At 68.3% G+C, this 21,516-nt stretch carries 24 protein-coding genes; 8 read left to right on the forward strand and 16 right to left on the reverse strand.

Annotation, left to right across the window (positions count from 1 at the left end; all coding sequences use genetic code 11):
• Positions 1 to 135: 135 nt before the first annotated feature.
• Both ACLJQ7_RS31555 and ACLJQ7_RS31560 read left to right on the forward strand, forming a co-directional pair.
• Positions 136 to 1,344 carry a lyase family protein gene (locus tag ACLJQ7_RS31555; RefSeq protein WP_410651801.1) on the forward strand — a complete coding sequence of 403 codons (1,209 nt, stop codon included), beginning with the start codon at positions 136 to 138 and terminating at the stop codon, positions 1,342 to 1,344.
• Between the two features lie 24 nt (positions 1,345 to 1,368).
• Complete coding sequence (locus ACLJQ7_RS31560) at positions 1,369 to 2,916, forward strand: AbgT family transporter (RefSeq protein WP_410651802.1); 1,548 nt, start codon at positions 1,369 to 1,371, stop codon at positions 2,914 to 2,916.
• Here the strand turns inward: ACLJQ7_RS31560 and ACLJQ7_RS31565 are convergent.
• From ACLJQ7_RS31565 to ACLJQ7_RS31585, 5 genes are all read right to left on the reverse strand, one after another.
• Positions 2,910 to 3,335 carry an MmcQ/YjbR family DNA-binding protein gene (locus ACLJQ7_RS31565; protein WP_410651803.1) on the reverse strand — a complete coding sequence of 142 codons (426 nt, stop codon included), beginning with the start codon at positions 3,333 to 3,335 and terminating at the stop codon, positions 2,910 to 2,912. The two genes, ACLJQ7_RS31560 and ACLJQ7_RS31565, sit on opposite strands and share 7 nt — an antisense overlap.
• 351 nt (positions 3,336 to 3,686) lie before the next feature.
• Positions 3,687 to 4,109 (reverse strand): VOC family protein, encoded by a 423-nt coding sequence (locus ACLJQ7_RS31570; protein WP_410651804.1) that lies wholly within the window; start codon positions 4,107 to 4,109, stop codon positions 3,687 to 3,689.
• Positions 4,088 to 4,282, reverse strand: a complete 195-nt coding sequence (locus ACLJQ7_RS31575) for a hypothetical protein (RefSeq protein ID WP_020631236.1) — start codon at positions 4,280 to 4,282, stop codon at positions 4,088 to 4,090. The genes ACLJQ7_RS31570 and ACLJQ7_RS31575 overlap by 22 nt, the downstream gene beginning before the upstream one ends.
• 111 nt (positions 4,283 to 4,393) lie before the next feature.
• Positions 4,394 to 4,888 (reverse strand): GNAT family N-acetyltransferase, encoded by a 495-nt coding sequence (locus ACLJQ7_RS31580; protein WP_410651805.1) that lies wholly within the window; start codon positions 4,886 to 4,888, stop codon positions 4,394 to 4,396.
• A gap of 154 nt (positions 4,889 to 5,042) precedes the next feature.
• A complete protein-coding gene (locus tag ACLJQ7_RS31585) occupies positions 5,043 to 5,822 on the reverse strand; it encodes an IclR family transcriptional regulator (protein WP_410651806.1) in 780 nt (259 codons plus the stop codon).
• A gap of 111 nt (positions 5,823 to 5,933) precedes the next feature.
• On the opposite strand from ACLJQ7_RS31585, the gene ACLJQ7_RS31590 reads away from it, so the two are divergent.
• On the forward strand, positions 5,934 to 6,842 hold the full coding sequence (locus ACLJQ7_RS31590) for an SDR family oxidoreductase (protein WP_410651807.1): 909 nt from the start codon (positions 5,934 to 5,936) through the stop codon (positions 6,840 to 6,842).
• Here ACLJQ7_RS31590 and ACLJQ7_RS31595 read toward each other — a convergent pair.
• Entirely contained in the window at positions 6,833 to 8,347 is a 1,515-nt protein-coding gene (locus ACLJQ7_RS31595) for a PH domain-containing protein (protein WP_410651808.1), read from the reverse strand. The two genes, ACLJQ7_RS31590 and ACLJQ7_RS31595, sit on opposite strands and share 10 nt — an antisense overlap.
• The gene (locus ACLJQ7_RS31600) at positions 8,344 to 8,883 is read right to left on the reverse strand and encodes a PH domain-containing protein (RefSeq protein WP_410652014.1); all 540 of its coding nucleotides are present in this window, start codon (positions 8,881 to 8,883) and stop codon (positions 8,344 to 8,346) included. Before ACLJQ7_RS31600 ends, ACLJQ7_RS31595 begins: the two co-directional genes overlap by 4 nt.
• Before the next feature lie 105 nt (positions 8,884 to 8,988).
• Here ACLJQ7_RS31600 and ACLJQ7_RS31605 point away from each other — a divergent pair, with 105 nt between their 5' ends.
• Positions 8,989 to 9,909: a proteasome assembly chaperone family protein gene (locus ACLJQ7_RS31605; protein WP_410651809.1), complete on the forward strand. Its 921-nt coding sequence runs from the start codon at positions 8,989 to 8,991 to the stop codon at positions 9,907 to 9,909.
• Between the two features lie 351 nt (positions 9,910 to 10,260).
• On the opposite strand, the gene ACLJQ7_RS31610 is transcribed toward ACLJQ7_RS31605, so the two are convergent.
• Entirely contained in the window at positions 10,261 to 10,914 is a 654-nt protein-coding gene (locus ACLJQ7_RS31610; protein ID WP_410651810.1) for an NAD(P)-dependent oxidoreductase, read from the reverse strand.
• 142 nt (positions 10,915 to 11,056) lie between these two features.
• Between ACLJQ7_RS31610 and ACLJQ7_RS31615 the strand changes: the two genes are divergently transcribed.
• On the forward strand, positions 11,057 to 11,881 hold the full coding sequence (locus ACLJQ7_RS31615) for a class I SAM-dependent methyltransferase (protein WP_410651811.1): 825 nt from the start codon (positions 11,057 to 11,059) through the stop codon (positions 11,879 to 11,881).
• On the opposite strand, the gene ACLJQ7_RS31620 is transcribed toward ACLJQ7_RS31615, so the two are convergent.
• Together ACLJQ7_RS31620 and ACLJQ7_RS31625 are read right to left on the reverse strand one after the other, a co-directional pair.
• Positions 11,878 to 12,204, reverse strand: a complete 327-nt coding sequence (locus ACLJQ7_RS31620; protein WP_410651812.1) for a YciI family protein — start codon at positions 12,202 to 12,204, stop codon at positions 11,878 to 11,880. The genes ACLJQ7_RS31615 and ACLJQ7_RS31620 overlap by 4 nt on opposite strands.
• 8 nt (positions 12,205 to 12,212) lie before the next feature.
• Positions 12,213 to 12,647, reverse strand: coding sequence for a MarR family transcriptional regulator (locus tag ACLJQ7_RS31625; RefSeq protein ID WP_410652015.1), 435 nt, complete (start codon positions 12,645 to 12,647; stop codon positions 12,213 to 12,215).
• A 110-nt stretch (positions 12,648 to 12,757) separates the two neighbouring features.
• Here ACLJQ7_RS31625 and ACLJQ7_RS31630 point away from each other — a divergent pair, with 110 nt between their 5' ends.
• A complete protein-coding gene (locus tag ACLJQ7_RS31630; RefSeq protein ID WP_410651813.1) occupies positions 12,758 to 13,423 on the forward strand; it encodes a nitroreductase/quinone reductase family protein in 666 nt (221 codons plus the stop codon).
• Between the two features lie 204 nt (positions 13,424 to 13,627).
• Entirely contained in the window at positions 13,628 to 14,485 is an 858-nt protein-coding gene (locus tag ACLJQ7_RS31635) for a DUF11 domain-containing protein (protein ID WP_410651814.1), read from the forward strand.
• Between the two features lie 81 nt (positions 14,486 to 14,566).
• Here ACLJQ7_RS31635 and ACLJQ7_RS31640 read toward each other — a convergent pair whose 3' ends face one another.
• Positions 14,567 to 14,761: a ferredoxin gene (locus ACLJQ7_RS31640; protein ID WP_034304647.1), complete on the reverse strand. Its 195-nt coding sequence runs from the start codon at positions 14,759 to 14,761 to the stop codon at positions 14,567 to 14,569.
• A gap of 8 nt (positions 14,762 to 14,769) precedes the next feature.
• Complete coding sequence (locus ACLJQ7_RS31645; RefSeq protein WP_410651815.1) at positions 14,770 to 15,984, reverse strand: cytochrome P450; 1,215 nt, start codon at positions 15,982 to 15,984, stop codon at positions 14,770 to 14,772.
• A 215-nt stretch (positions 15,985 to 16,199) separates the two neighbouring features.
• Here ACLJQ7_RS31645 and ACLJQ7_RS31650 point away from each other — a divergent pair, with 215 nt between their 5' ends.
• Complete coding sequence (locus ACLJQ7_RS31650; protein ID WP_410651816.1) at positions 16,200 to 16,838, forward strand: TetR/AcrR family transcriptional regulator; 639 nt, start codon at positions 16,200 to 16,202, stop codon at positions 16,836 to 16,838.
• Positions 16,839 to 17,055: 217 nt separating this feature from the next.
• Here ACLJQ7_RS31650 and ACLJQ7_RS31655 read toward each other — a convergent pair whose 3' ends face one another.
• Genes ACLJQ7_RS31655 through ACLJQ7_RS31670 form a run of 4 tightly spaced genes read right to left on the reverse strand, consistent with a single transcriptional unit; the run spans position 17,056 to position 21,509 of the window.
• Positions 17,056 to 17,922: an aldehyde dehydrogenase family protein gene (locus tag ACLJQ7_RS31655; protein ID WP_410651817.1), complete on the reverse strand. Its 867-nt coding sequence runs from the start codon at positions 17,920 to 17,922 to the stop codon at positions 17,056 to 17,058.
• Positions 17,915 to 19,348, reverse strand: coding sequence for an aldehyde dehydrogenase family protein (locus ACLJQ7_RS31660; RefSeq protein ID WP_410651818.1), 1,434 nt, complete (start codon positions 19,346 to 19,348; stop codon positions 17,915 to 17,917). Before ACLJQ7_RS31660 ends, ACLJQ7_RS31655 begins: the two co-directional genes overlap by 8 nt.
• A gap of 3 nt (positions 19,349 to 19,351) precedes the next feature.
• On the reverse strand, positions 19,352 to 20,326 hold the full coding sequence (deoC, locus tag ACLJQ7_RS31665; RefSeq protein ID WP_410651819.1) for a deoxyribose-phosphate aldolase: 975 nt from the start codon (positions 20,324 to 20,326) through the stop codon (positions 19,352 to 19,354).
• Between the two features lie 19 nt (positions 20,327 to 20,345).
• A complete protein-coding gene (locus ACLJQ7_RS31670) occupies positions 20,346 to 21,509 on the reverse strand; it encodes a serine hydrolase domain-containing protein (RefSeq protein ID WP_410651820.1) in 1,164 nt (387 codons plus the stop codon).
• Positions 21,510 to 21,516 lie beyond the last annotated feature (7 nt).

Raw genomic sequence — 21,516 nt, forward strand, 5'->3', positions numbered from 1 at the left:
AGACTCCGGAGCTCACTCCTGGCCAACCAACTAACTAGACAACTAGACAACCTGGTTACTAGGTCGTATGGTCTCGCTGTTGCCACGCCTCCCGTCGAAAGGCACAACGTGAGCGAATCGACCGACCATGGCCCCATGTGGGGGCGAGTGACCTCGCTCGCCCTTCAGAACTCGCCGAGCACCGGGCTGCGTCTCCGCGACCTGCCCGCCTTCGTCCGGACGCTCGCCGAGGTCAAACTCGCCGCCGTCCGGGCCAACCAGGAGCTGGGCGTCCTCGATGAGGCGCGAGCCGGCGCCATCGCCAGCGCGGCGACCGAGGTCGCCGGTGGCGGGTTCCTCGACCAGTTCCCGTTACGTGTGGTCGCCACCGGCGGCAGCACGGCGACGAACATGAACGTCAACGAGGTCCTCGCGGCGCGCGCGTCCCGGCTGGTCCCGGGCGTCACGATTCATCCGAACGACCACGTGAACCGCTCGCAATCGTCGAACGACGTGTATCCCACCGCGGTCAAGGTGCTTCTCGTGCGGCAGGCTCTCGAAGTCGCCGACGTCCTGCGCAGGCTCGCTCGCAGCTTCCGGCGGCAGGCGGAGCGGCACGAGGGCGTCGAGCGGCTGGGCCGCACCGCCTGGCAGGACGCCGTCCTCGTCCCGGTCTCGGAAACCCACCGGGCCCACGCCCTGGCGGCGGAGCGCTTCGCGGATCAGTTCGTGGCCGCGGCCGAGGCGCTGCAGGCCGTCCAGCTGGGCGGGACGGCGCTCGGCACCGGCGTCGGCGCTCCAGCGGGGTATGCCGGCGTGGCGGTGGGCCACCTCGCCGAGATCACCGGCCTGCCGATGCGCCCGAGCGTGAGCTGGGTCGACGCCTTCGCGCACGCTGACGGTTACGGTGTCCTCGCCGACACTGCGGCCCGGTGCGCGAGCATCCTGTTCAAGCAGAGCCAGGATCTCCGGATTCTGAGTTCCGGCCCGCACGGCGGCCTGGGGGAGCTGGTGCTGCCGAAGCTCCAGCCGGGGTCGTCGATCATGCCCGGCAAGGTGAATCCCGTCGTTCCCAGCATGGTCAGCCAGGCCAGCTTCGCCATCCGCGCGGCCGCCGCCGCCGTGGGCATGGCGATCGCCGCGGGGGAGCCGGACTACAACTCGAACAGCCCGGCCGTCGTCGCGACTCTTTCACCGGCACTGGACGAATTGGCCGCCGTGGTGCTGGTCTTCGCCGACCGGTGCATCGACAGCCTCCACTGGAACCGGTCCAGGGTCGCCGAGCTCGCCTCACGGCCGTTCGACGCTCTGATCGAACAGGCCGAAAATGACGGTTACGATGCCGTGGCCGCCCGTTCTGTCTAATTTCTCTAGCGCTAGGAATGAAAGATGACAGAGTCGCAACGGCGCGCACCTGCCATGAAGCCCAACTTCCTGTTCCGCGCGATCACCACTATCGAGCGGTTGGGGAACAAGCTCCCCAACCCCTTCTGGCTCTTCTGGATCATGAGCGGGATCCTGGGCGTGGCCAGTCTCGTGCTGGCCGAACTGGATGTTTCGGTCATCCTGCCGAACTCCGGCAAGGTCGTCGAAGTCAGGAACCTGCTGTCCCTCGAAGGCCTCAACCACGCCGCCGAATCGGCCTTCGACAACTTCGCGGAGTTCCCTCCGGTCCCGCTCGTGATCACGATGGTTCTTGGCGTGAGTGTCGCCGAGGCGAGCGGCCTCATGACGGCGCTGCTGCGAGCGACGGTCATCCGGCTGCCCGGCCGGTGGGTGACCTTCTCGATCGCCTTCGCGTCGATGGTGTCCCATGTCATGGGCGACTCGGCGTACATGGTGATGATCCCGCTCGGGGCGCTGGCGTTCCGTGCCGTCGGCAGGAGTCCCGTCCTCGGCGTCCTGGTCGCCTTCGTCTCGGTCTCCGCGGCGTTTAACGCCAGCCCGCTGATCACGCCGTCCGCGGCGATCCGGGCGTCACTGACGACTGTGGCCGCCCAGACGGTCGATCCGGCGGCCGTGGTCACCCCGCTGTCGACGTACTTCTACGCCGCCGTCGGATCGATACTCCTGTCGATCGTCATCACGCTGATGGTCGAATTGGTGCTGGCCAAGCGACCTGAATTCACCCAGTTGCCGTCGGAGCACGACGACGAACCCGCCGAGATGGATGCCCGGCTCACCGCCCCGGAGCGACGCGGCCTTCGGTGGGCCGGCGTGGTGTTCGTCGTCTACGTGGCAGTCGTCGCGACGCTCTTGCTGCTCCCGGGTTCTCCGCTGCTCGGCAAGGGCGGCAGCATCGTGCAGTCGACCGTGGTCTTGGACGTCGCCGTATTCGTGGCGCTGCTTCTCGGAATCATGGGCTTCGTCTACGGCAAGATCACGGGAAGCGTTCGCTCACTGGCGAGCCTGCCCAAGATCATGTCCGACGGCATGATCCCGGTCGCGCCGGTCATCGTGCTCTTCTTCGCGGCCGCGCAGTTTCTCGCCTATTTCGAATGGACCGGGCTGGGCTCGGTGATCACGGTCGAAGGCGCCGAGTTGCTGCACAAGGTGAACGCCCCCGACCTGGTCGTCCTGGTCGTCATCGTCTTCGCGATCGCCGTGCTCAATCTGGTGATCTCGAGTGGCACCGCCATGTGGTCGATCCTCGCGCCGATCCTGGTGCCGATGATGATGTACGTCGGCCTGCGACCCGAGGCGACGCTTTCGGCCTTCATGATCGGGGACTCGTCGACCGGCCCGGTCACCCCCATGAACGCCTTCTTCATCCTGGCACTGACCTACGTTCAGAAATACAAGAAGGACGCCGGGATCGGAACGGTGATGTCCTTCGCGATCCCCTTGTCGCTCGTCATCCTCGTGGCTTGGACCGCGTTGTTCGTCGTCTGGTACCTGCTCGGCGTGCCACTCGGCCCAGGCGGCTATCTCTACTGACGTCCTTCGTGGTTTTGGAGCCACGCGGACGCGCGCCGGGCGGAGGCTTGGGCGAGCCAGGCGTCCTGGATGACCTCGGACAGCTCGTCGTGGGTCAGCTCGCCGATGCGGCAGGCGCGCACCAGCACCGATGGATGCCCGTCGAAGTGGGAAGTGGTGAAGAACGGTGATGCTTCGTCCTGCACCATCGCCTGCTTGTCCGCTTCCGACGGGGTCCAGAACACGATCACGTCGTCGTAGCGTTCACCGGTCTCGGGGTCGAAGGCGTCGGGCCGCGGAGTACGGAAGAAGACGAACGACTTCCGGCCCACCTGATAGACGGGGTTTCCCGCGGTCCCCCGCTCCACCGTCACGTGCGGCATGCCAAGCGCGAGGATGTGCACGTCCTCGACCTCGGCTGCCCGGCCTTCGTCCGACACGGATTCAGCTTATCGGGGGTTCGCGAGGTCGCCCGGAAACCCGATGGGCGACCGGGACAGTCCCCGCGCCGTGAATACGGACTCCGCGTCAAAACGACCACCGGCGGGTGGCACCACGTTCGCCCGCACCATGATCTTCACGTTGTTCCTGGACGGCGGACTGCCGATCATCGCCTGCTACGAGGGCGCGGACGGTCTTGGTCGCGTTGGCGCAACGGCGAGTCGACCAGCGCGTGCTGCTCACCGAGGTATGGGGCGGCTGGCTGCCGACCACCCACGAGGGCCGCGCGCTCGGTCATGAAGAGCACAGCCCTTCATGACACCCCAGTGGCGGGCCCTCGTGGGCCCGCCTCAGGAGAGGCAGAGTTCGTTGCCCTCCGGGTCCGCGATCGTGATCCACTCCGCGGGCCCTTGCTTGCCGCGGTGCAGGAACGTCGCACCACGCGCGGTCAGCCGCTCGAGCTCGGCCTCGATCTTGCCCGCCCCCATCCGGATGTCGAGGTGCAGCCGGTTCTTGACCGTCTTCCCCTCGGGGACCAGCTGGAAGAGGAACCGCTGCCCGGTCTCCGGATGGACGATCGCCGCGCCGTCCTTCCACACCAGGACACCGTTGTGCGTGGTCGTCGCTTCCTCGTCGGCGTATCCCTTGGCGACCATCTCGCGGATGAACTCCTCGTTGCTCTCCTCGACCCGCCACCCGAGCAGCTCCGCCCACCAGCCGGCGAGGTCGTGCGGATGGGCGGAATCCACGGTCACCTGGAAGTCATACGCCATACCGGCACATTAACGACCCGTCCCGACAATTCCGGGCGGTCATGCCCGCTGACCACGGTGAACCGCCATTTGTCGACCCCGCCGCCGATGATCTCGGCGTAGCGCCGGGCGCCGTCCGCGTTGGCGAAGCGCACCTGCTGGCCGTTGGTGAGATGGGTGATCTTGACCGCCATCCGTGCCTCCCTGAAGTCCGGTGCCGGCCCGCGGAGCTTCCCCCTCCGGGGCCGGCGCCGACAGTAGAACACATGTTCGACGCTCGTCGCCAATCCGGCCCCCCGGGCGGGTCATCGCCGCATGGTCACCCTCGGCCACGCGTCCAGGCCGCGGGCGATTTCGTGGTCCCGGACGGCTCGCAGGCCCTCTGTGAGGTTCTTCTCGTCGAGCGTCGCGAAGCCGAGCCGGGCGTAATACGGCGCGTTCCACGGCACCTCGGCGTACGTCGTCAGCGTCAGCCCGGCGAGTCCTTCTCGCGAAGCCCACTCCGCGACGTGCTCGATCAGCCGTCGCCCGAGACCGCGGCGCGCGTGATCCGGATGGACGGACACCTGTTCGATGTGGCCGTGTCCGTCGACGACGTCGGCGAGCAGATACGCCACCGGCCCGTCGCCCGCGTCCCACACCCAGGCCCGGCCCTCGCGCTGGAAGGCCGTGAGGTCCGCGATCGACGGCGGGTCGTCGTCGGCGATCGCGGCCATGCCGAGCGCGCGGAACGGTTCGCCGGCGGCGCGTTCGATGTCCTGGAGTACGGGAAGGTCTTCGGAGGTGGCGAGTCGGATCACGGATCGAGTTCTACCCCGCCGTGGCGCGTGGGGCGCGTCAATTAGGGGGCGAGGCCGACGTGCCCGAACCGAACGGCCGGTTCCCGTGACCGGCCGGACGGCACGTGTGATCAGACGGACGACACGCGTGACTGGATGGACGGCACTCGCGGAGTCAGAGGGCGAACGACGAAACGGCGCGGTGGATCCTGCTCGCGTACGACTGGAGCGCGACGATGGCGGCCCGCTTCGCGTCGTCACCGATTCGGGTGGCGGGGGCGGCCAGCGTCAGCACCGCCGGGCGGTGCCCCGTGTTCGGGATCGGCACGGAACACGACCAGACGCCGTCGTCCAGTTCGCCCCAGCTGACCGCGAACCGGTTCGCCCCGGCGCGTTTGACCTCTTCCCGCACGCTCGCGCCGCGGCGCTGGACGAGCGACGAAAGGCGCCTTTCGCGTTCGGCCTCCGGCAGCATGGCGAGCAGCATCTTGCCCGACGCGCCGGTGCCGAGCGGGACGGAATGCCCCGGCTGGAAGGTGAACCGCATCGCGCGTTCGCATTCGACGCGGTCCGCGCAGACCGCGGATTCGCCGAAATGCTGGAACAGCAGCACCGTCTCGCCGAGGTCGCGGGCCGCCTCTTCCATCGCCGGGCGGGCCAGCCGGGCGAGGTCGTTGGCCAGCTGCGCGGCCCGCGCGAGCGGCATCACCTGGCTCGTCACGTGATAGCGCCCCGTCCTGCCCTCCTCCAGGAGCTGGAGTTCCTTCAGCAGCGCGACATAGCGATACGTCGTGGCGACCGGGGTGCCGATCCTCGCCGCGAGTTCGGCGACGCTCGCGTCCCAGCGGCGTTCGGAAAAGGAGAGCAGCAACTGCAGTACTTTGCGCGAGCTGCTGGCGCCGGGGGTGCGTTTCGGCGGGGCGGTGGTGTCCAGGGATCGTGCGGCAGGCGTCATCTCGACCTCTCGCCGGGGAATCACGAAGAGTCAAGAAGCTAGCACATTGTGTGAATTGCGGACCAGGGTCTTTGGTCCACGAACAAGCGGACTTCTTGCTAGGTTCGGCCCATGGAAAAGCCATTGGCAGGCAAGATCGCGTTGGTCGCCGGGGCGACTCGCGGGGCCGGGCGGGGAATAGCGGTACAGCTGGGCGCCGCCGGCGCGACCGTTTACGTGACCGGTCGCAGTACCGGTTCCCGGCGATCGGAAATGAATCGTCCGGAGACGATCGAGGAGACCGCGGCGCTCGTCGACGAAGCAGGCGGGTGCGGGATAGCGATCGGTGTGGACCATTTGGCGGCGGACCAGGTCCGCGAACTGGTGGAGCGGATCGACACCGAACAGGGTGCGTTGCACGTACTGGTCAACGACATCTACGGCGCGCCCATCGAGTGGGACAAGACGGTCTGGGAGTCCACTTTGGACGTCGGACTGCGGACGCTGCGGCTCGCCGTCGACACCCATGCCATCACCAGCCATTTCGCGCTCCCGCTCATGATCAGGAAGCCCGGCGCGCTGGTCGTCGAGGTCAACGACGGCACCGCCGAGTACAACTCGGAGAATTACCGGGTTTCGTTCTTCTACGACCTGGCCAAGACCGCGGTGAACCGGATGGCGTTCGCGCTCGGGCACGAATTGGCGCCGCATGGCGGTACCGCGGTGGCGGTCACGCCCGGCTGGTTGCGTTCCGAAGCGATGCTCGACGCTTATCGGGTGACCGAAGAGAATTGGCGGGAAGCGACGAAGGTGCAGCCGCATTTCGCCATTTCTGAAAGCCCGGCGTTCGTCGGCAGGGCGGTCGCCGCGCTGGCCGGTGACGCGGAAGTCGCCCGCTGGAACGGGAAATCGGTGTCCAGTGGCGAATTGGCGAAGGAATACGGATTCACCGACCTCGACGGCAGCCGTCCCGATTGCTGGCGCTATCTCGTCGAGGTCCAGGACCCCGGCCTGCCCGCGGACGTCACCGGTTACCGCTGAACCTCCCGGCGCAGGAAGGGAGTGAGCAGGCCGGGCGCCGCCTGTTCCGCCATCGCCAGCCCGGCCGATTCGCCGACGTCGACCACCTGATAGTCGCCCTTGCCCGCCGCGATCGGGGCCGTCACGGTGATCAATCCGGCGCGGCGCTGGAAGAACGAACGGCTGACGACGACACCGGTGACCCCCTCGCGCCGGATCGCCACCGTCGCCCGCGCCAGCGAACCCGACCGGCTGACCAGGTACCGCCCGACGATCGCGTGGCCGAGGTTGCGATAGCGGTCCCAGCCGACCAGTGCGGCGAGCGGGACCAGGGCGAGCGCGACCTGCCACATCCATGACGGCAGGAAATCGATCCACGCCAAGCCGAACAGGGCGGCCGCCAGAATCAGCACGCCGCCGACCGCGCGGGTCAGCCGCCTGGTCAGCGCCCGCCGGGGATGCCGGTTCAGCGGGACGGTGGCCGGATCGAAGTTCTCCCGCAGCACTTCGGCCGCGACCTCGTGGACCCGGCCGACCGGCGCGGGCGGCAGCAGGAGCCCGCCACCCTTGTCCCCGCCCTTGCCCTCACGAAGCCCGCCGACGATCGCGGTGAGCCGCGCCCCGCCGGCGATCCGCAGCGGCAGCGGCTCCTTCACTTCGACGCCGCGAAGCCGTTCTTCTTCGATGGACACCGAACGCGTGGTGATCAACCCGCGCCGGATGTGAAGGGTGCCTTCCGTCTCCCGGGTGAGCTTGAAGTTCCAGAACGACAGCACATAGCCGCCGACGGAAAGCAGGGAGACGACCACGAGCAGGGCGACCGCGGCGACGACCACGATCAGCCACAGCGCCGTGTCCGCCAGATCGTCCATGAGATCCCGCAGTGGCCCGACGTTCTCCGGCGCGATGTTCAGCTGGTGCGCGAAATGCCAGACGGCGGCGAAGATCGCGCCCACCACGGCGAGCCCGGACAGCGTGAACGGCGCGTACCGCACCCACTTGCGGTCGATCTCCGCCACGACCTGCTCGGGAGGCGGGGCGGTCTCGGTGATCTCCTTGCGGTGCAAGAGAACCGTGCGCAGCCGGTCGGCCTCTGTCCGGCTGACGGCGTCGAGCACCAGCTGGTCGCCGTTCGTGCCCTGGGCGAGCGAATGCCGTCCGGTGCCGATGCGCACGGCGCTGAGGGAGAACAAGCGGTGCTTGGGTTCCGAGGTGACGTCGACCGTGCGCACCCGGTCCAGCGGGATCGCGCGATGCTTGCGCAGCAACAGGCCCGTGGTCCATTCCACCTGGCCGTCGGCGATGCGGTAGCGGGAAGTGAGCACATGCGAGACACCGACGAGGACGGTCAGCGCGGTGACGCCGAGCCCGAACCATTCCCAGCCGTTGCCCCGGCCGAGGATCACCGTCCCGATCAGCACCGGGAGTGATTTGACGACGTCGAGCACCGGCCGGATCAGCAGCATCCGGCGGTCGAGCCGGCGCCACTGGCCGACGGCGGCCTCCGGTGGTGCCTCGGTGCTCATGTCGCGTCACCCGGCGTGGCCTGCGTGGTCTTCGTGAGCTCCGCGGCCAGCTTCAGCGCTTCGGCGTGGTCGAGACCGGCGATCTTGACCGGTCCCGCGGCCGACGCCGTCGTCACGGTGATCTTCGCCAGCCGGAACAGCTGCTCGATCGGGTCGCGTTCGATGTCGACGGTCTGGATCCGCGAGATCGGCGCGATCCGCCAGTCCTGGCTGAGCCAGCCTTCCTGGGTGTACACCGCCTCGCCGGTGACCTCCCAGCGGTGGATCCGGTAGCGCCACTGCGGCATGACCAGCAGATGCAGCGGCGCGACCACGCAGGAGATCGTCAAGGTCACCGTGAGCCACGTCGGCGCGTCGTCGCTCGTGAGCACGAACACCGTCTGCGCGGCGATGAGGATCACCCAGCCGACCGCGGCCCACACCGTCCAGTAACCGATGGCGCGCCTGCTCACCCGATTGGCGGGCGGGCGCAGGCCGAGAGTCTCTTCTGTCACCCCTCCAGCCTGCACCACCCCGGTGTGGACCGCCCACGACAGCTGTCACGGACCGATAGGATCGAAGCCACCGTCGGCGGAATGGATACCCCCTATCGAGGCGTTGGTACCTGTGGACGGTCGTACCCACGAAACCTGGAGGATCTGGTGGCGCTGGACCCGGAAGACCTGTACGAGGTGGACTCGGACGTCCCTGACCTCGGCGGGGCCGTGCTCCTGCACTACTTCGACGGCTTCATGGACGCGGGTTCGGCGGGCAGGCTCGTCGCCGAGCAGCTCCTGAACTCCTCCGAGCACCGGGTGATCGCGCGGTTCGACGTGGACCGCCTCATCGACTACCGCTCGCGCCGCCCGGCGATGACCTACTCCATCGACCACTGGGACGCCTACGACGCCCCCGAACTGGTCGTCCACCTGCTGCACGACGCCGACGGCGTGCCGTTCCTGCTGCTCACCGGGCCGGAACCGGACCACGACTGGGAGCGGTTCTGCGCGGCCGTGCGCGGGCTGGTCGAACGCTGGGACGTCCGGCTCACCACCGGTTTCCACGGCATCCCGATGGGCGCGCCGCACACCCGGCCGCTCGGCGTGACCGCGCACGCGACGCGGAACGAACTCGTCGGCGAACACCGCCCACTGCCCAACCGGATGCAGGTGCCGGGCAGTGTCGCCGGGCTGCTGGAGTTCCGCCTCGGCGAGTGGGGACACGACGCGTCCGGTTTCGCGGCGCACGTGCCGCCCTATCTGGAGGACTCGACGTACCCGAGCGCCGCGCTGAACCTGCTCGGCGCCGTCGCCGCGGCGACCGGGCTGAACCTGCCGGACGGGGAACTGCGGAAGGCGTCGCACGAGGCGGAGGCGGAGATCGCCCGCCAGGTCGCCGGCTCGGAGAAGGTCGCCGACGTCGTGCGCGCGCTGGAGCAGCAGTACGACACGTTCATGGAGGCGTCCGGCAAGGAAAGCCTGCTCGCGGAGTCGGTCGAGCACATGCCGACCGCCGAGGAACTGGGCAACCAGTTCGAGCGGTTCCTGGCCGAGCAGAACGGCGGCGACGCCCCAGAGCGCTAGAAGTCTTACGACCGGGGAGCGCGTGAAGGCCTTCACGCGCTCCCCGAACCGGCTCCTGTACTGGACGCCGACCGCCTGACGGCTCGCCAAGTACATGAAGGCCCCCTTCCTTGCGCCAGGCGCAAGGAAGGGGGCCTTCATGTACTTAGGAAGGTGCGAAGGTCGAGTTTCCCCTTCACTCGCAGCCGCCATGCCCTTCACGCGCTTTACATCCAGGGCTGTGGCTGCTGGCGGGCGCGTGGTCCGTGAAGGCCTCCTTGAGGGACCCAGAGTCCCTCAAGGAGGCCTTCACGGACCCGCTCATCGTCACACCCGCCCCACCTGCACCAGCAGGCGCATGGCCGTGAAGCCTCAGTGGTCGATCGCGACCATCACCCGTGAATGCTTCGGCCGCTCGATCTCGTCGACCAGCGCGACCGCGAGATCCGCGTAGGAGAACGGCCCCGCGTCCGCCGCGCGCGGCAGTACTCGGTGGTCCCCGCTGCGGTACTCGCCCGTGCGTTCGGCGTGTTCGTCGAGCATCACCGGCGGCGGCGCGACAACCACCCAGTCGAGCCCGCCGCCGGACGTACGGAAGACCTCCAGTTCCGCCGTGTGCCCGAGCGAGAACTCGCGGTGCTCGGGCGGCCAGCCCGGCTGGTCGTGGAAGGCGACGCCCGGAGCGATCTCCAGCGCCGATCCGACGCCGACGACGACCAGTCTGGCGACACCGGCCCGGCCGAGGCCGTCGATCAGCGCGTGCGCGGCGGCCGGGTAGTACTCGCGTGACGAGAGATCCCCGCGGTAGATGGAACTGATCGCGGCGTCGTGCCCGGCGGCGGCCTTCGCGACGTCGTCCGCGACGGTGACGTCTGCGGCGGTCAAGGTGACGTTGTCCCCGGCGAGGTCCGGGTGGCGGCCGGGGTCCCGCACGGCGGCGGTGACCTGGTGCCCGCGGCTCACGGCTTCGGCGACGGCACCGCGCCCGCCGCGTCCGCCCGCCCCGAAGATGACGATCCTGCTCATCGTGCTCCCTTTTCCGTGCCGGTACCCCGAGTACCGGCGGCGATCGCGATGTTAGGAGCGGACCCCTCGGTTACCGCAACGAAACCGGCCCCCGGGCGTTCTGGACCCGTTCACCCGAAAGGGACGGGTGTATCTTCCCGGGATGCGTCACCTGGTACCCCATTCAGCCCTGAAAACCCTGAGCCGGTCGGCTCGCGGCACGCTCGGCCGGGGCCTGCACCGGCTCGCCCGGCGATTCCATGATCCTTATCCGGAGGAACTGGACCGGGTCGCCGCGGAATTGCGCGCGGAGATCGTCCGGCAGGGGGATCGCTGTTTCGATCGGATCGTCGAGTTCGAAATCCGGAGCCGCCGCGACATCATCTACGCCGGCGACCAGGACGCGGCAAGGGACAGCAATCGTTTCGCCCGTGAGCAGCTGACCGGCACCAAGCATTTCGCGCGTCCACAAGAGACTCTCGCGTACGCGCTTTCCCTTGCCCCGGCCGGGGGAATGGCCCTCGAGTTCGGTGTCGCGACCGGGAACACGCTGCGCGTGATCGCCAAGGCCCGCGGTGGTGTGGAGACCTACGGATTCGACTGGTTCCAGGGCCTGCCGGAGAACTGGCTCAACGGGATGCCCGCCGGTTCGTTCGCGCGCGACGACCTGCCCGATGTCCCCGGCGCCGAACTCGTCGTCGGTCTTTTCGCCGACACGCTTCCCGGCTTTCTCGGGCAGCACGAAGGCGTCGTCGATTTCCTTCACGTGGACGGCGATCTGTACAGCTCCGCGAAAACCGTGCTCGATCTCGTCGGCCCGCGTCTGCGGTCCGGCAGCATCGTGCATTTCGACGAGTTCTTCAACTATCCCGGCTGGCAACGGCACGAGCATAAGGCGTGGCTGGAGTACGTCGAACGCACCGGCGTCGAATTCGAATACGTGGCCTACACCTACGCCGACAATCAGGTCACCGTCCGGATCGCCTAAAGCAGTTCGCGGACCTCGATCGTGCCGATCGCGGCCCACGGGTGGGTCTTCGCCGCCTCGACGGCTTGTTCGCGGCTGTCGCATTCGAGGATGTTGATTCCGCCGATCTGTTCCTTCGTCTCGGCGAACGGCCCGTCCGTGAGCAGTGCCTCGCCGCCGCGGACGCGGATGGTCGTCGCCGACGACGGTGGGTGGAGGCCCATGCCGTTGACGCGCAGACCGCGCCGCGCCATCTCTTCGCCCCAGGCGCGGCAGGGTTCGGTGATATCGGTGGTGACCGCCGGATCGCCGTCGGTCCCGCAGAGCATCAGCAGGTAGCGCACCGCTCCTCCTAGTCGGTCAGTCCGTCTTCGTACGCGCGCAGGGTATCGATGAACATGCGCCGCTCGGCCGGCGTCAACGGCGTGAGCGCCTTCTGCCAGGCGCGGGCGCCCTGCGCGAGCCAGCCGTCGATCGCGGGCCGCATCCCCTCGGCGATGGCGACGATCCGTCGTCGCCGGTCCGCCTCGTCCTCGCGCCGGACGAGCACGTCCTTCTTGGTCAGTTCGCCGACCATCAGGCTCACCGTGGTCGGGGCGACCTCAAGCCGTTCGGCCAGCTCGTTCACCGTCATGGGCCCGTCGAAGAGCAGGTACGACAACAGCGACAGATGACGCGGCGCCAGTGACAGCGACTGGAGTTCTTCGGGGATCTTGATCCGCTTCGCGCGTCCGACCATCCGCGGCATGAGCAGCAGCAAGGCGCGTACGGCGTCGTCGACTTCCATGTCCTCGGTTGACACCGTGCACCCTCCTGGATACCTTTGCAAACAAAGAGGCTTTGCTTGCAAAGCAAAATAGCTTTCATGATGATGCTACCTGGGGAGTATCGGTGCTGATGACCACCGCTGACGCCGGAACGGGCCGTCCCCGCACCACTCGTGTCGACTGCCGCCCGGCCGGAAGCCGGTATCTGGTGTTCGCGCCCGACGGCGATTCACCTTGGTATCGCGACCTTCTGGCCAGTCCACAAGCGACACTCGAGATCGACGGCGTGCCGCATGCCGCGCGTGCCGTCCCGTTCGAAGGCGGAGAGCGGGGTTTCACGCTGCATCTCTTGGAAGTCGACGCCGCCCGCGGCCGGGCGATCGCCGATCAGCTGCTCGTCCACCACAGGGAGCTCCGCAAGACGCTGGCGGCCGCGCGGGCCGAGCTCGACGGAGCGCCGGTCGCGGACCGGCCGCATCCGCGGCGCGAACTGCTCGGCCATTGCGTGACCTTCTGCAACGACCTGCGCATGCATCATCTCCGCGAGGACGCCGCGTTCACCGCGATCGAGAAGGCCCATCCCGGGCTCGCGCCGGCGTTGAAGCGGCTGCGTCAGGAGCACGAAACCGTGTCCCGCGCGCTGCACGATCTCGACCAACTGTTGCAGGGCAAGGGGAAGATCGAACGCGCCGCACTGCGACAGGAGTTCGAGCGCGTCGTGAAGGGACTCGAACAGCATTTCGCCTACGAGGAGGCGAATCTGCTTCCCGCGCTTCGCGGCGAGGGCACGAGCTAGCTAGCCGGCGTTGGTCACAGCTTGGGAACGGGCGTGGTGATCGAACTGCTGACCGAAGACGCGTTCTGCGCACCTGGAACACGCGGGAGGGTTGCTCCGAGCGGGTGAGAACGACGGGCCGGCCGGTGGAAGACACCGGTAACGAACGCCCGTCACCCGGCGACTGATCGTTGTCCGCACCGACGCCCGGGATTGTGAGAATCGATGAAGTTTCGAAGAGCCGCCCTTCTGTCGCTTGTGGTCGCGGCCGCCACGATCACGCTCGTGTCGCCGTCCCCGGCCTTCGCCGAGACTCCCACCAGTTCGGTGGTGGTCGGCCCGACCACTGTCCAACGTGGACAGACGTTCACCGTCGAGCACTCGCTGTACAACGCGCTCACGGACGCGGCCATCGAGGGCGGGGCGGCGACGCTCTACACCGCCGAGACCCCGCTCACCGGGATCGCCGATGTCGTCTCGTGCCCGGGCGCGCTCAGCTGCAGCTCGCACGTCGTGAGCATCCGCGGCGGGGTCGGGGACGTGGCTCCCGGCGACAGCCGCAAGGTGACGTTCACCCTGCGGATCAAGGACGACGCCCCGCTCGGCCCGGTGACCCTGCGGCACCAGTTCCTCGGTGAGAACTACAGTTTCGAGACGTTCGACGGTCCGGTGCTGACCGTCACCGGCGGCACGACCGCCGCCGACCTCGGGGTCACGCTGACCGCGTCCCCGCGCGGGCTCCTGACGTCGTCGATCGACTACACGGTCAAGGTCACGAACGCGGGTCCGGCCGCGGCGTCCGGGATCCGGGTGGCGTCGACTCTCGGCAACGGGCTGCGCTTCACCGGCTCCTCGGCCTGCTCGAACCCGAACGGCACGAAGGTCGTCGACTGCGACTTCCCGTCGCTCGCGTCCGGAGCCAGTGCCACGGCCAAGTTCTCGGTGGCGACCGGGCTGCTGAGCCTCGGACCGGTCAAGACGACCGCGAAGATCACGCGGAGTTCCGTCGCCGATCCGAACGCGGCCAACGACACCGCGTCGGCGGCCTGCACGGCGGTCACCGGGCTACTCGTCAGCTGCTGACCCACTTCGCGCTGGGGTGGTCGTGAGTGGTAAGTGTCGTTAGAACGACACTTACCACTCACGACCACCGCGCCCCGCCCCTCACGCGAGCGACAAGGCCTGCCCCGGGCAAATGTGCACGGCGGTGCGCGCGTTCTCTTCCGCCTCTTCGCCTTCGGGCTCGGCGTTCAGCACGAGGACAGTTCCGTCGTCCTCGCTCTGATCGAACAGATCGGGATCGGTGAGCACGCACTGGCCCGCGCCCACGCATTTCCCGGTGTCCGCGATGATCTTCATGGCTCCTCCTACCAGGTGACCGGAAGGGCGTGGAGGCCGTAGATCGTCGAATCGTGCTTGAACTGCAGTTCGTCGACCGGAACGGCGATCCGGAGGCCCGGTACTCGCCGGAACAACGTATCGAACACGATCTGGAGTTCCAACCTCGCCAAGTTCTGGCCGAGGCATTGGTGCACCCCGAATCCGAAGGCGACGTGATGCCGCGCGCCGCGTTCGATGTCGAAGGTGTCCGGGTTCTCGAAGCCGTCCGGATCGTGGTTGCCCGCGTTGCTCAGGCCGACGACGCCTTCGCCGGCGCGGATGAGCGTTCCGCCGATCTCGACGTCCGCGGTGGCGAAGCGTGCGGTCGCCGTTTCCGCGATCGTGAAGACCCGCAGGAGTTCCTCGATGGCGGCGAGGGTCTTGCCCGGGTCCGCCTTGATCTTCGCCAGCTGATCGGGGTTCTCCAGCAGGGTCACCGTGCCGAGCGAGATCATGTTCGCCGTGGTCTCGTGTCCGGCGATGAGCAGCAGGAACGCCAGCCCGACAAGTTCGCCGTGGTCGGCCTCGCCCGCTTCGCGCTGCTTCAGGATCTGACGGCCGAGGAGGTCGTCCTCGGTGGCGTCCGCCTCCTTCTTGGCGACGAGTTCGTCGAGATAGTTTTCGAGTTGCTCGAACGCGGTCATCCGTTCTTCGGCGGTGACCTCCCGGCTGAGCATCCTCGAACTGCAGGACTGGAAGAACTCGTGGTCCGAATAGGGGACGCCGAGCAGTTCGCAGATCACCAAAGACGGAACCGGCAGGGAAAGCGCCTGGACGAGATCGGCGGGTTTGGGGCCCGCGAGCAGGGCGTCGAGATGTTCGTCGACGATCTGCTGAATTCGCGGCTGGAGCGCCTTCATGCGTTTGACGGTGAATTCCCCGACGACGTCACGCCTGGCCCGGCTGTGTTCCGGCGGGTCCATCGAGATGAGGGAGGGCCGGAACGGCTTGTCCTCGCGGAGGATCTGCCGCGCGACCATCAGCGGGAACGACGGGCTCTGCCGGTCGGAACTGAAATGCGGGCTGCTCAGCATTTCGCGGATGTCTTCGAGCCGGGTGAGCGCCCAAGCCGTTTGGCCGGAAGGAAGACCGACCCGGGAGATCGGACTTTCCCGGCGAAGCCGTTCGTATTCGGGCGGTGGCGAAAACGGGCATTTCCGCGCCAGCGGCAAGGTCGCGGTGGTTTCCTCGACGTCGGTCATCGGGTTGTCCTTCCCCAGAAGTCGGGTGGTTCGGGCGGTATCGGACAGGGGACCCCAAAAACGTATGCGGATGGTTTCATTCCGCTTATCGACCAAGGTACTCAAGCGGAGGCGGATCGTCCACTCGCGAAGGGGTGGTTTCCCGGGAGGCGTGAAGGGCACGCCCTTACGTGCGAGAATCACGGCCCTGAAGGACCCTTCGAGAGGCGAGGATCATGACGGCCGACCCCGAGACCCGCTTGCGTGCCGACGCGCGCCGGAACCGGGATCAGATCCTGGCTGCCGCGAGAGCCATCTTCGCCGCCCAAGGCGCCGAGGTCCCGATGGAGGAGATCGCCCGCTCGGCGGGTGTCGGCGTCGGCACCCTGTACCGGCGGTTCCCGGATCGCGACGCGTTGATCCGGGCGGTCGCCGTCGACAACTTCGACCGGGTCCTCAGGGACGCGAAGGCCGCGAGGGATCAGGAGGCCTCGGACTGGGAGGCGCTGATCCGGCTGCTGCACCAGTCGATGGAACTGCAGCTGAGCATCCAGCTCGCGATGGTGTCGCCCCGGGCGCTGGCGATCCTGAAGAGTGACCCCGCGATCAAGGCACTGCGTGACGAGTTGCTGCTGGTGATGGACGCTTTCGTCCGGGGCGCGCAGGCGGAGGGCAAGCTCCGGAGCGACGTCGCCGCCGGTGACGTCGCGATCCTGTTCGCGACGTTGCTGCGGCAGATGCCGGGCAAGGGCGAGGAGGTCGCGCGGATGGCGACGAGGCGGTGCATCGGGATCATGATCGACGGCCTGCGGGCCGTCGGCACGAACGAGCCGCTGCCGGGCCGGGCGCTGACCGGGGCCGATCTCGATCCGTGAGGTCTTGGCCGGCCGGTGGTGCGGCGAAGGTGGTTGCGAAAGCCACTTTCGCAACCTTCAACGTTGCGAAAGTGGCTTTCGCAACGCCGGCGGTAGGGGCGGGCAGGCGGGCCGGACCCCCAGCGACTGGGTGCCGTGAAGGCCTCCTTCCCTACCCTCAAAGTAGGGAAGGAGGCCTTCACGGACTTGCGGTGTCCAACTGTCCGAACCGGGTGGCTTAGACGCCCAGCGGGTGCCAGACGGTCTTCGCCTCCAGGTACCGCCGCAGCCGCGAGATGTCGGCGTCGGCGGTCCAGTCCGGCTCGGTGTCCGGAACGGTCAGGACCCGCTTCACGGTCCCCGCGGCCTCGCGCGCCAGGTCCGCCCGCGCGGACGGCTCGGCGCCGGTCGGATCGAGGGCGTTGACGTCTCCGTGCGACGCGAGCCACGAGCCCAGCTCCGACGCGCGGCCGGTCAGGATGTTCGCGACCCCGCCGGGCAGATCGGACGTCGCCAGGACCTCCGAAAGCGTGATCGCGGGCAGCGGCCGGTCCGCGCTGGAGACGACCACCGCGGTCGAGCCGGTCGCCAGCACCGGGGCCAGCACGCTCACCAGGCCCAGCAGCGATGACTCCTGCGGCGCCAGCACTCCGACGACACCGGTCGGTTCCGGCACGGTGAAGGAGAAGTACGGGCCCGCGACCGGGTTGGCCCCGCCGAGCACGGTCGCGATCTTGTCCGTCCAGCCCGCGTACCAGACCCAGCGGTCGATCGACGCGTCCACAAGGGACTGAGCCTTCTTCGTCGCCACGCCTTCGGACGCCGAGACCTCCGCGACGAACTGTTCGCGGCGGCCTTCCAGCATCTCCGCCACCCGGTACAGGACCTGGCCGCGGTTGTACGCCGTCGCCGCCGACCAGCCGCCGAAAGCCTTGCGAGCGGCGGAAACCGCGTCGCGGACGTCCTTGCGGGACGCGTGCGAGGCGTTCGCCAGGAACTTGCCCTTGGTGTCGGTGACCGGGTACACGCGGCCGGATTCCGAACGCGGGAACTTGCCGCCGATGTAGAGCTTGTAGGTCTTCGCCACCGAAATACGGTCAGACATCGAGGTAGGCCTCCAGTCCGGTGCGTCCGCCTTCGCGGCCGAAACCCGACTCCTGGTAGCCGCCGAACGGCGCGGCGGGATCGAAGCGGTTGAACGTGTTGGCCCAGACGACGCCGGCGCGGAGCTGGTTCGCCATCCAGAGAATGCGCGAACCCTTCTCGGTCCAGATGCCGGCCGAAAGCCCGTACGGCGTGTTGTTCGCCTTGGTGACCGCCTCGTCCGGGGTGCGGAAGGTCAGCACCGAAAGCACCGGCCCGAAGATCTCTTCGCGGGCGATGCGCATCGACTGCTGGACGTCGGAGAACACGGTGGGAGCGAAGAAGAAACCGCGTTCCGGCACCGGGCAGGGGCTGGTCCAGCGCTGCGCGCCCTCGGCGTCGCCGGACTCCACGAGACCCTTGATCTTCGCGAGCTGCTCGGCGGAGTTGATCGCGCCGATATCGGTGTTCTTGTCCAGCGGGTCGCCCAGCCGCAGCGTCGAGACGCGGTAGCGCAGCTTCTCGAGCAGCTCTTCGGCGATGGACTCCTGCACCAGCAGGCGCGAGCCCGCACAGCACACGTGACCCTGGTTGAAGAAGATCCCGTTGACGATCCCCTCGACGGCCTGGTCCAGCGGAGCGTCATCGAAGACGACGTTCGCCGCCTTGCCGCCCAGCTCCAGCGTCAGCTTCTTCGCGGTGCCCGCGATCTGGCGCTGGATGGCCTTGCCGACCTCGGTCGAACCGGTGAACGCGACCTTGTTCACGTCGCCGTGGCCCACGAGCGCGGCACCGATGTCCCCGGCGCCGGGCAGGATGTTCACCACGCCGGGCGGGAGTTCGGCCTGCTGACAGATCTCCGCGAACACGAGCGCGGTCAGCGGCGTGGTCTCCGCGGGTTTGAGCACCACGGTGTTGCCGGTGGCCAGCGCGGGCGCGATCTTCCACGCCAGCATCAGCAGCGGGAAGTTCCACGGGATGACCTGGCCCGCGACGCCGAGCGGCTTCGGGTTCGGGCCGTAGCCCGCGTAGTCGAGCTTGTCGGCCCAGCCGGCGTGGTAGAAGAAGTGCGCGGCGGCCGTCGGCACGTCGGAATCGCGCGATTCCTTGATCGGCTTGCCGTTGTCGAGGCTTTCCAGCACGGCCAGCTCGCGCGATCGTTCCTGGATCAGGCGCGCGATGCGGAACAGGTACTTGGCGCGTTCGGAGCCCGGCATCTTGGACCAGACGCCGTTGTACGCCTTGCGCGCGGCCTTCACCGCACTGTCCACATCGGACACCGAAGCGGTGCCGACCTCGGCGAGCACCTCTTCGGTGGCGGGATTGATGGTCTTGAGCGGCTCACCTGAGCCGTCGACGAATTCGCCGTTCACGAACGGTCGGTAATGCGGTTTGAGGTTCGCGAGGTCGCGCGATTCGGGCGCGGGCGCGTACTCGAAGATGCCCATGGATCAGTCCACCGTCACGTAGTCGGGACCGCTGTAGTGGCCGTCGGCCTGGGTGCGGCGCTGCAGCAGGAGGTCGTTGAGCAGGCTGGACGCCCCGAACCGGAACAGATCCGGGGTCAGCCACTGCTCGCCGGCGACCTCGTGGACCGCGACCAGGTACTTGATCGCGTCCTTGGTCGTCCGGATGCCACCGGCCGGTTTGACGCCGCGCAGTTCACCGGTCTGGACGAACCAGTCGCGGACGGCCTGCAGCATCACGTGGGTGACCGGCAGCGTCGCGGCGGGCGAGACCTTGCCGGTGGAGGTCTTGATGAAGTCGCCGCCCGCCAGCAGCGCGAGCCACGACGCGCGGCGGACGTTGTCGTAGGTGGCGAGCTCACCGGTTTCGAGGATGACCTTGAGGTGAGCGCTGCCGCAGGCGGCCTTGATGGCCTGGATCTCCTCGAAGACCTCCAGGTAGCGGCCCTCCAGGAAGGCGCCGCGGTCGATCACCATGTCGATTTCGGCGGCGCCCGCGTCGACGGCGATCTTGGTGTCGGCCAGCTTGATCTCGCGGCTCGTGCGGCCCGCCGGGAAGCCGGTGGCCACACTCGCGACGTGGATACCGGTGCCGCGAAGCGCCTCGACAGCCGTCTCGACCATGTCCGGGTACACGCACACGGCCGCGACCCGCGGGGTGTCCGGGCGTTCCGGATCCGGCCGCATGGCCTTCGCGGCGAGCGCGCGGACCTTGCCCCGGGTGTCGGCGCCCTCGAGGGTCGTCAGGTCGACCATCGAAATGGCGGTGTCGATCGCCCAGAGCTTGGCGGCCTTCTTGATGCTGCGCGTGCCGAGCCCCGCCGCCCGCTGCTCGACGCCGACCTGGTCGACACCAGGCAGCCCGTGCAGGAACCGGCGCAGGCTCGCCTCGTCGCGAGTCGCGTCCGCCAGCGGCGACGGGGTGGCCGTCGCCGCTGACGAGCTGGTCGTAGCTGTCATACGGGTGAGTGTAAGCGGCCTACAGGCTGGGCACCGGGGCCTGGGCGAGCGCACTGGTCGAGGGCACCACCGGGGCGCAGAACTCGGAGATCATCGGCAGCTGACGCTTGAGCGCGGCGTCCGGCGACGCGGTGATGTCCACGGTCGCCAGCGTGGAGATGTTCTTGCCGGAGTCGTCGTGGAAGCTGAGGGTGGCGAACCCCGGCAGATCGCCGCCGTGTCCCCAGACGGAGATGTCCTCGGCGCAGGCGCCCGCCGTCTTGAGGTTCAGCTTCATCAGGCCGAGGCCGTACTCCATGCCACCGCCCACCGGGACCGTCTTCCTCATCTCCGCCACCAGACCGGCGGGCAGCAGGCGCCCGCCGAACAACGCCTCGAAGAAGCGGTTGAGGTCCTTGGCCGAAGACACCATGCCGCCGGCGCCGAAGTAGCGCGAGTAGTTGTAGGTGGTGACGTCGGTGAGGCCGCGCGGCGCGTCGTACAGCTGCTCGTAGCCGCGGGCGGCCGGGCGGAGCAGGAACGGGAAATCGCGGGGGAGCGAGGTGTCGCGCAGGTGCAGCGGCCCGGTCACGCGCTCGGTGAGCGCGCGTTCCAGCGGCTTCCGCGTGACCTTCTCGACCAGCAGGCCGAGGACGTTGTAGCCGGTGTTGGAGTACGCCCAGCTCGTCCCGGGCTCGAACTGCAGCGGCTGCTTCGTCACGCTCAGGCGGATCTGGTCGTCGCTGTCGAAGTGCTCGAAGCGTTCGGTGTCGACCTCCGGACCGGTCGCCCAGGTGTCCTCGGGCGCCAGGTCGCGCGGGAGGCCGCTGGTGTGCTGCAGGAGCTGGCGGACGGTGATCGACTCCGGATACGGCAACAGCCCCGGCAGGTAGCGCCGGACGGGCTCGTCCAGCCCGACGCGCTTTTCCGCCACGAGCTGCAGGACCAGCGTCGCGACGAACACCTTCGACACACTCGCGATCCGCCAGCGGCCCGACACGTCGGGCTTGCCCGGCCGGTCGATGTCCGCGACGCCGCTGACACCGCGGAATCCGTCGGAGACGGCGACCATGCCGGGGATGCCCGCGGCGACGGCCGCGTCCATCGCGGTCTGGCGCGGATCGGCGTTCTCGGCGGCCACCGCCGGCAAGGCGGTGGCGGAAAGCAGTGCGGCACAAACGATCGCGACGAAACTTCGGCGCATGTGGTGA

This window comes from Amycolatopsis sp. cmx-4-54, from assembly GCF_046548895.1.
Classification (GTDB): domain Bacteria; phylum Actinomycetota; class Actinomycetes; order Mycobacteriales; family Pseudonocardiaceae; genus Amycolatopsis.

Bases quoted from the DNA above. Each gene is read 5' to 3' on its own strand.
- ACLJQ7_RS31555 (WP_410651801.1), top strand. From the start codon at position 136: ATGTGGGGGCGAGTGACCTCGCTCGCCCTTCAGAACTCGCCGAGCACC.
- ACLJQ7_RS31670 (WP_410651820.1), bottom strand. From the start codon at position 21,509: ATGCGCCGAAGTTTCGTCGCGATCGTTTGTGCCGCACTGCTTTCCGCC.
- ACLJQ7_RS31625 (WP_410652015.1), bottom strand. From the start codon at position 12,647: ATGGAAGTCGACGACGCCGTACGCGCCTTGCTGCTGCTCATGCCGCGG.
- ACLJQ7_RS31595 (WP_410651808.1), bottom strand. From the start codon at position 8,347: ATGAGCACCGAGGCACCACCGGAGGCCGCCGTCGGCCAGTGGCGCCGG.
- ACLJQ7_RS31655 (WP_410651817.1), bottom strand. From the start codon at position 17,922: ATGTCTGACCGTATTTCGGTGGCGAAGACCTACAAGCTCTACATCGGC.
- ACLJQ7_RS31610 (WP_410651810.1), bottom strand. From the start codon at position 10,914: ATGAGCAGGATCGTCATCTTCGGGGCGGGCGGACGCGGCGGGCGCGGT.
- ACLJQ7_RS31660 (WP_410651818.1), bottom strand. From the start codon at position 19,348: ATGGGCATCTTCGAGTACGCGCCCGCGCCCGAATCGCGCGACCTCGCG.
- ACLJQ7_RS31590 (WP_410651807.1), top strand. From the start codon at position 5,934: ATGGAAAAGCCATTGGCAGGCAAGATCGCGTTGGTCGCCGGGGCGACT.
- ACLJQ7_RS31615 (WP_410651811.1), top strand. From the start codon at position 11,057: ATGCGTCACCTGGTACCCCATTCAGCCCTGAAAACCCTGAGCCGGTCG.
- ACLJQ7_RS31645 (WP_410651815.1), bottom strand. From the start codon at position 15,984: ATGACCGACGTCGAGGAAACCACCGCGACCTTGCCGCTGGCGCGGAAA.
- ACLJQ7_RS31560 (WP_410651802.1), top strand. From the start codon at position 1,369: ATGACAGAGTCGCAACGGCGCGCACCTGCCATGAAGCCCAACTTCCTG.
- deoC (WP_410651819.1), bottom strand. From the start codon at position 20,326: ATGACAGCTACGACCAGCTCGTCAGCGGCGACGGCCACCCCGTCGCCG.
- ACLJQ7_RS31630 (WP_410651813.1), top strand. From the start codon at position 12,758: ATGACCACCGCTGACGCCGGAACGGGCCGTCCCCGCACCACTCGTGTC.
- ACLJQ7_RS31570 (WP_410651804.1), bottom strand. From the start codon at position 4,109: ATGGCGTATGACTTCCAGGTGACCGTGGATTCCGCCCATCCGCACGAC.
- ACLJQ7_RS31650 (WP_410651816.1), top strand. From the start codon at position 16,200: ATGACGGCCGACCCCGAGACCCGCTTGCGTGCCGACGCGCGCCGGAAC.
- ACLJQ7_RS31585 (WP_410651806.1), bottom strand. From the start codon at position 5,822: ATGACGCCTGCCGCACGATCCCTGGACACCACCGCCCCGCCGAAACGC.
- ACLJQ7_RS31635 (WP_410651814.1), top strand. From the start codon at position 13,628: ATGAAGTTTCGAAGAGCCGCCCTTCTGTCGCTTGTGGTCGCGGCCGCC.
- ACLJQ7_RS31575 (WP_020631236.1), bottom strand. From the start codon at position 4,282: ATGGCGGTCAAGATCACCCATCTCACCAACGGCCAGCAGGTGCGCTTC.
- ACLJQ7_RS31640 (WP_034304647.1), bottom strand. From the start codon at position 14,761: ATGAAGATCATCGCGGACACCGGGAAATGCGTGGGCGCGGGCCAGTGC.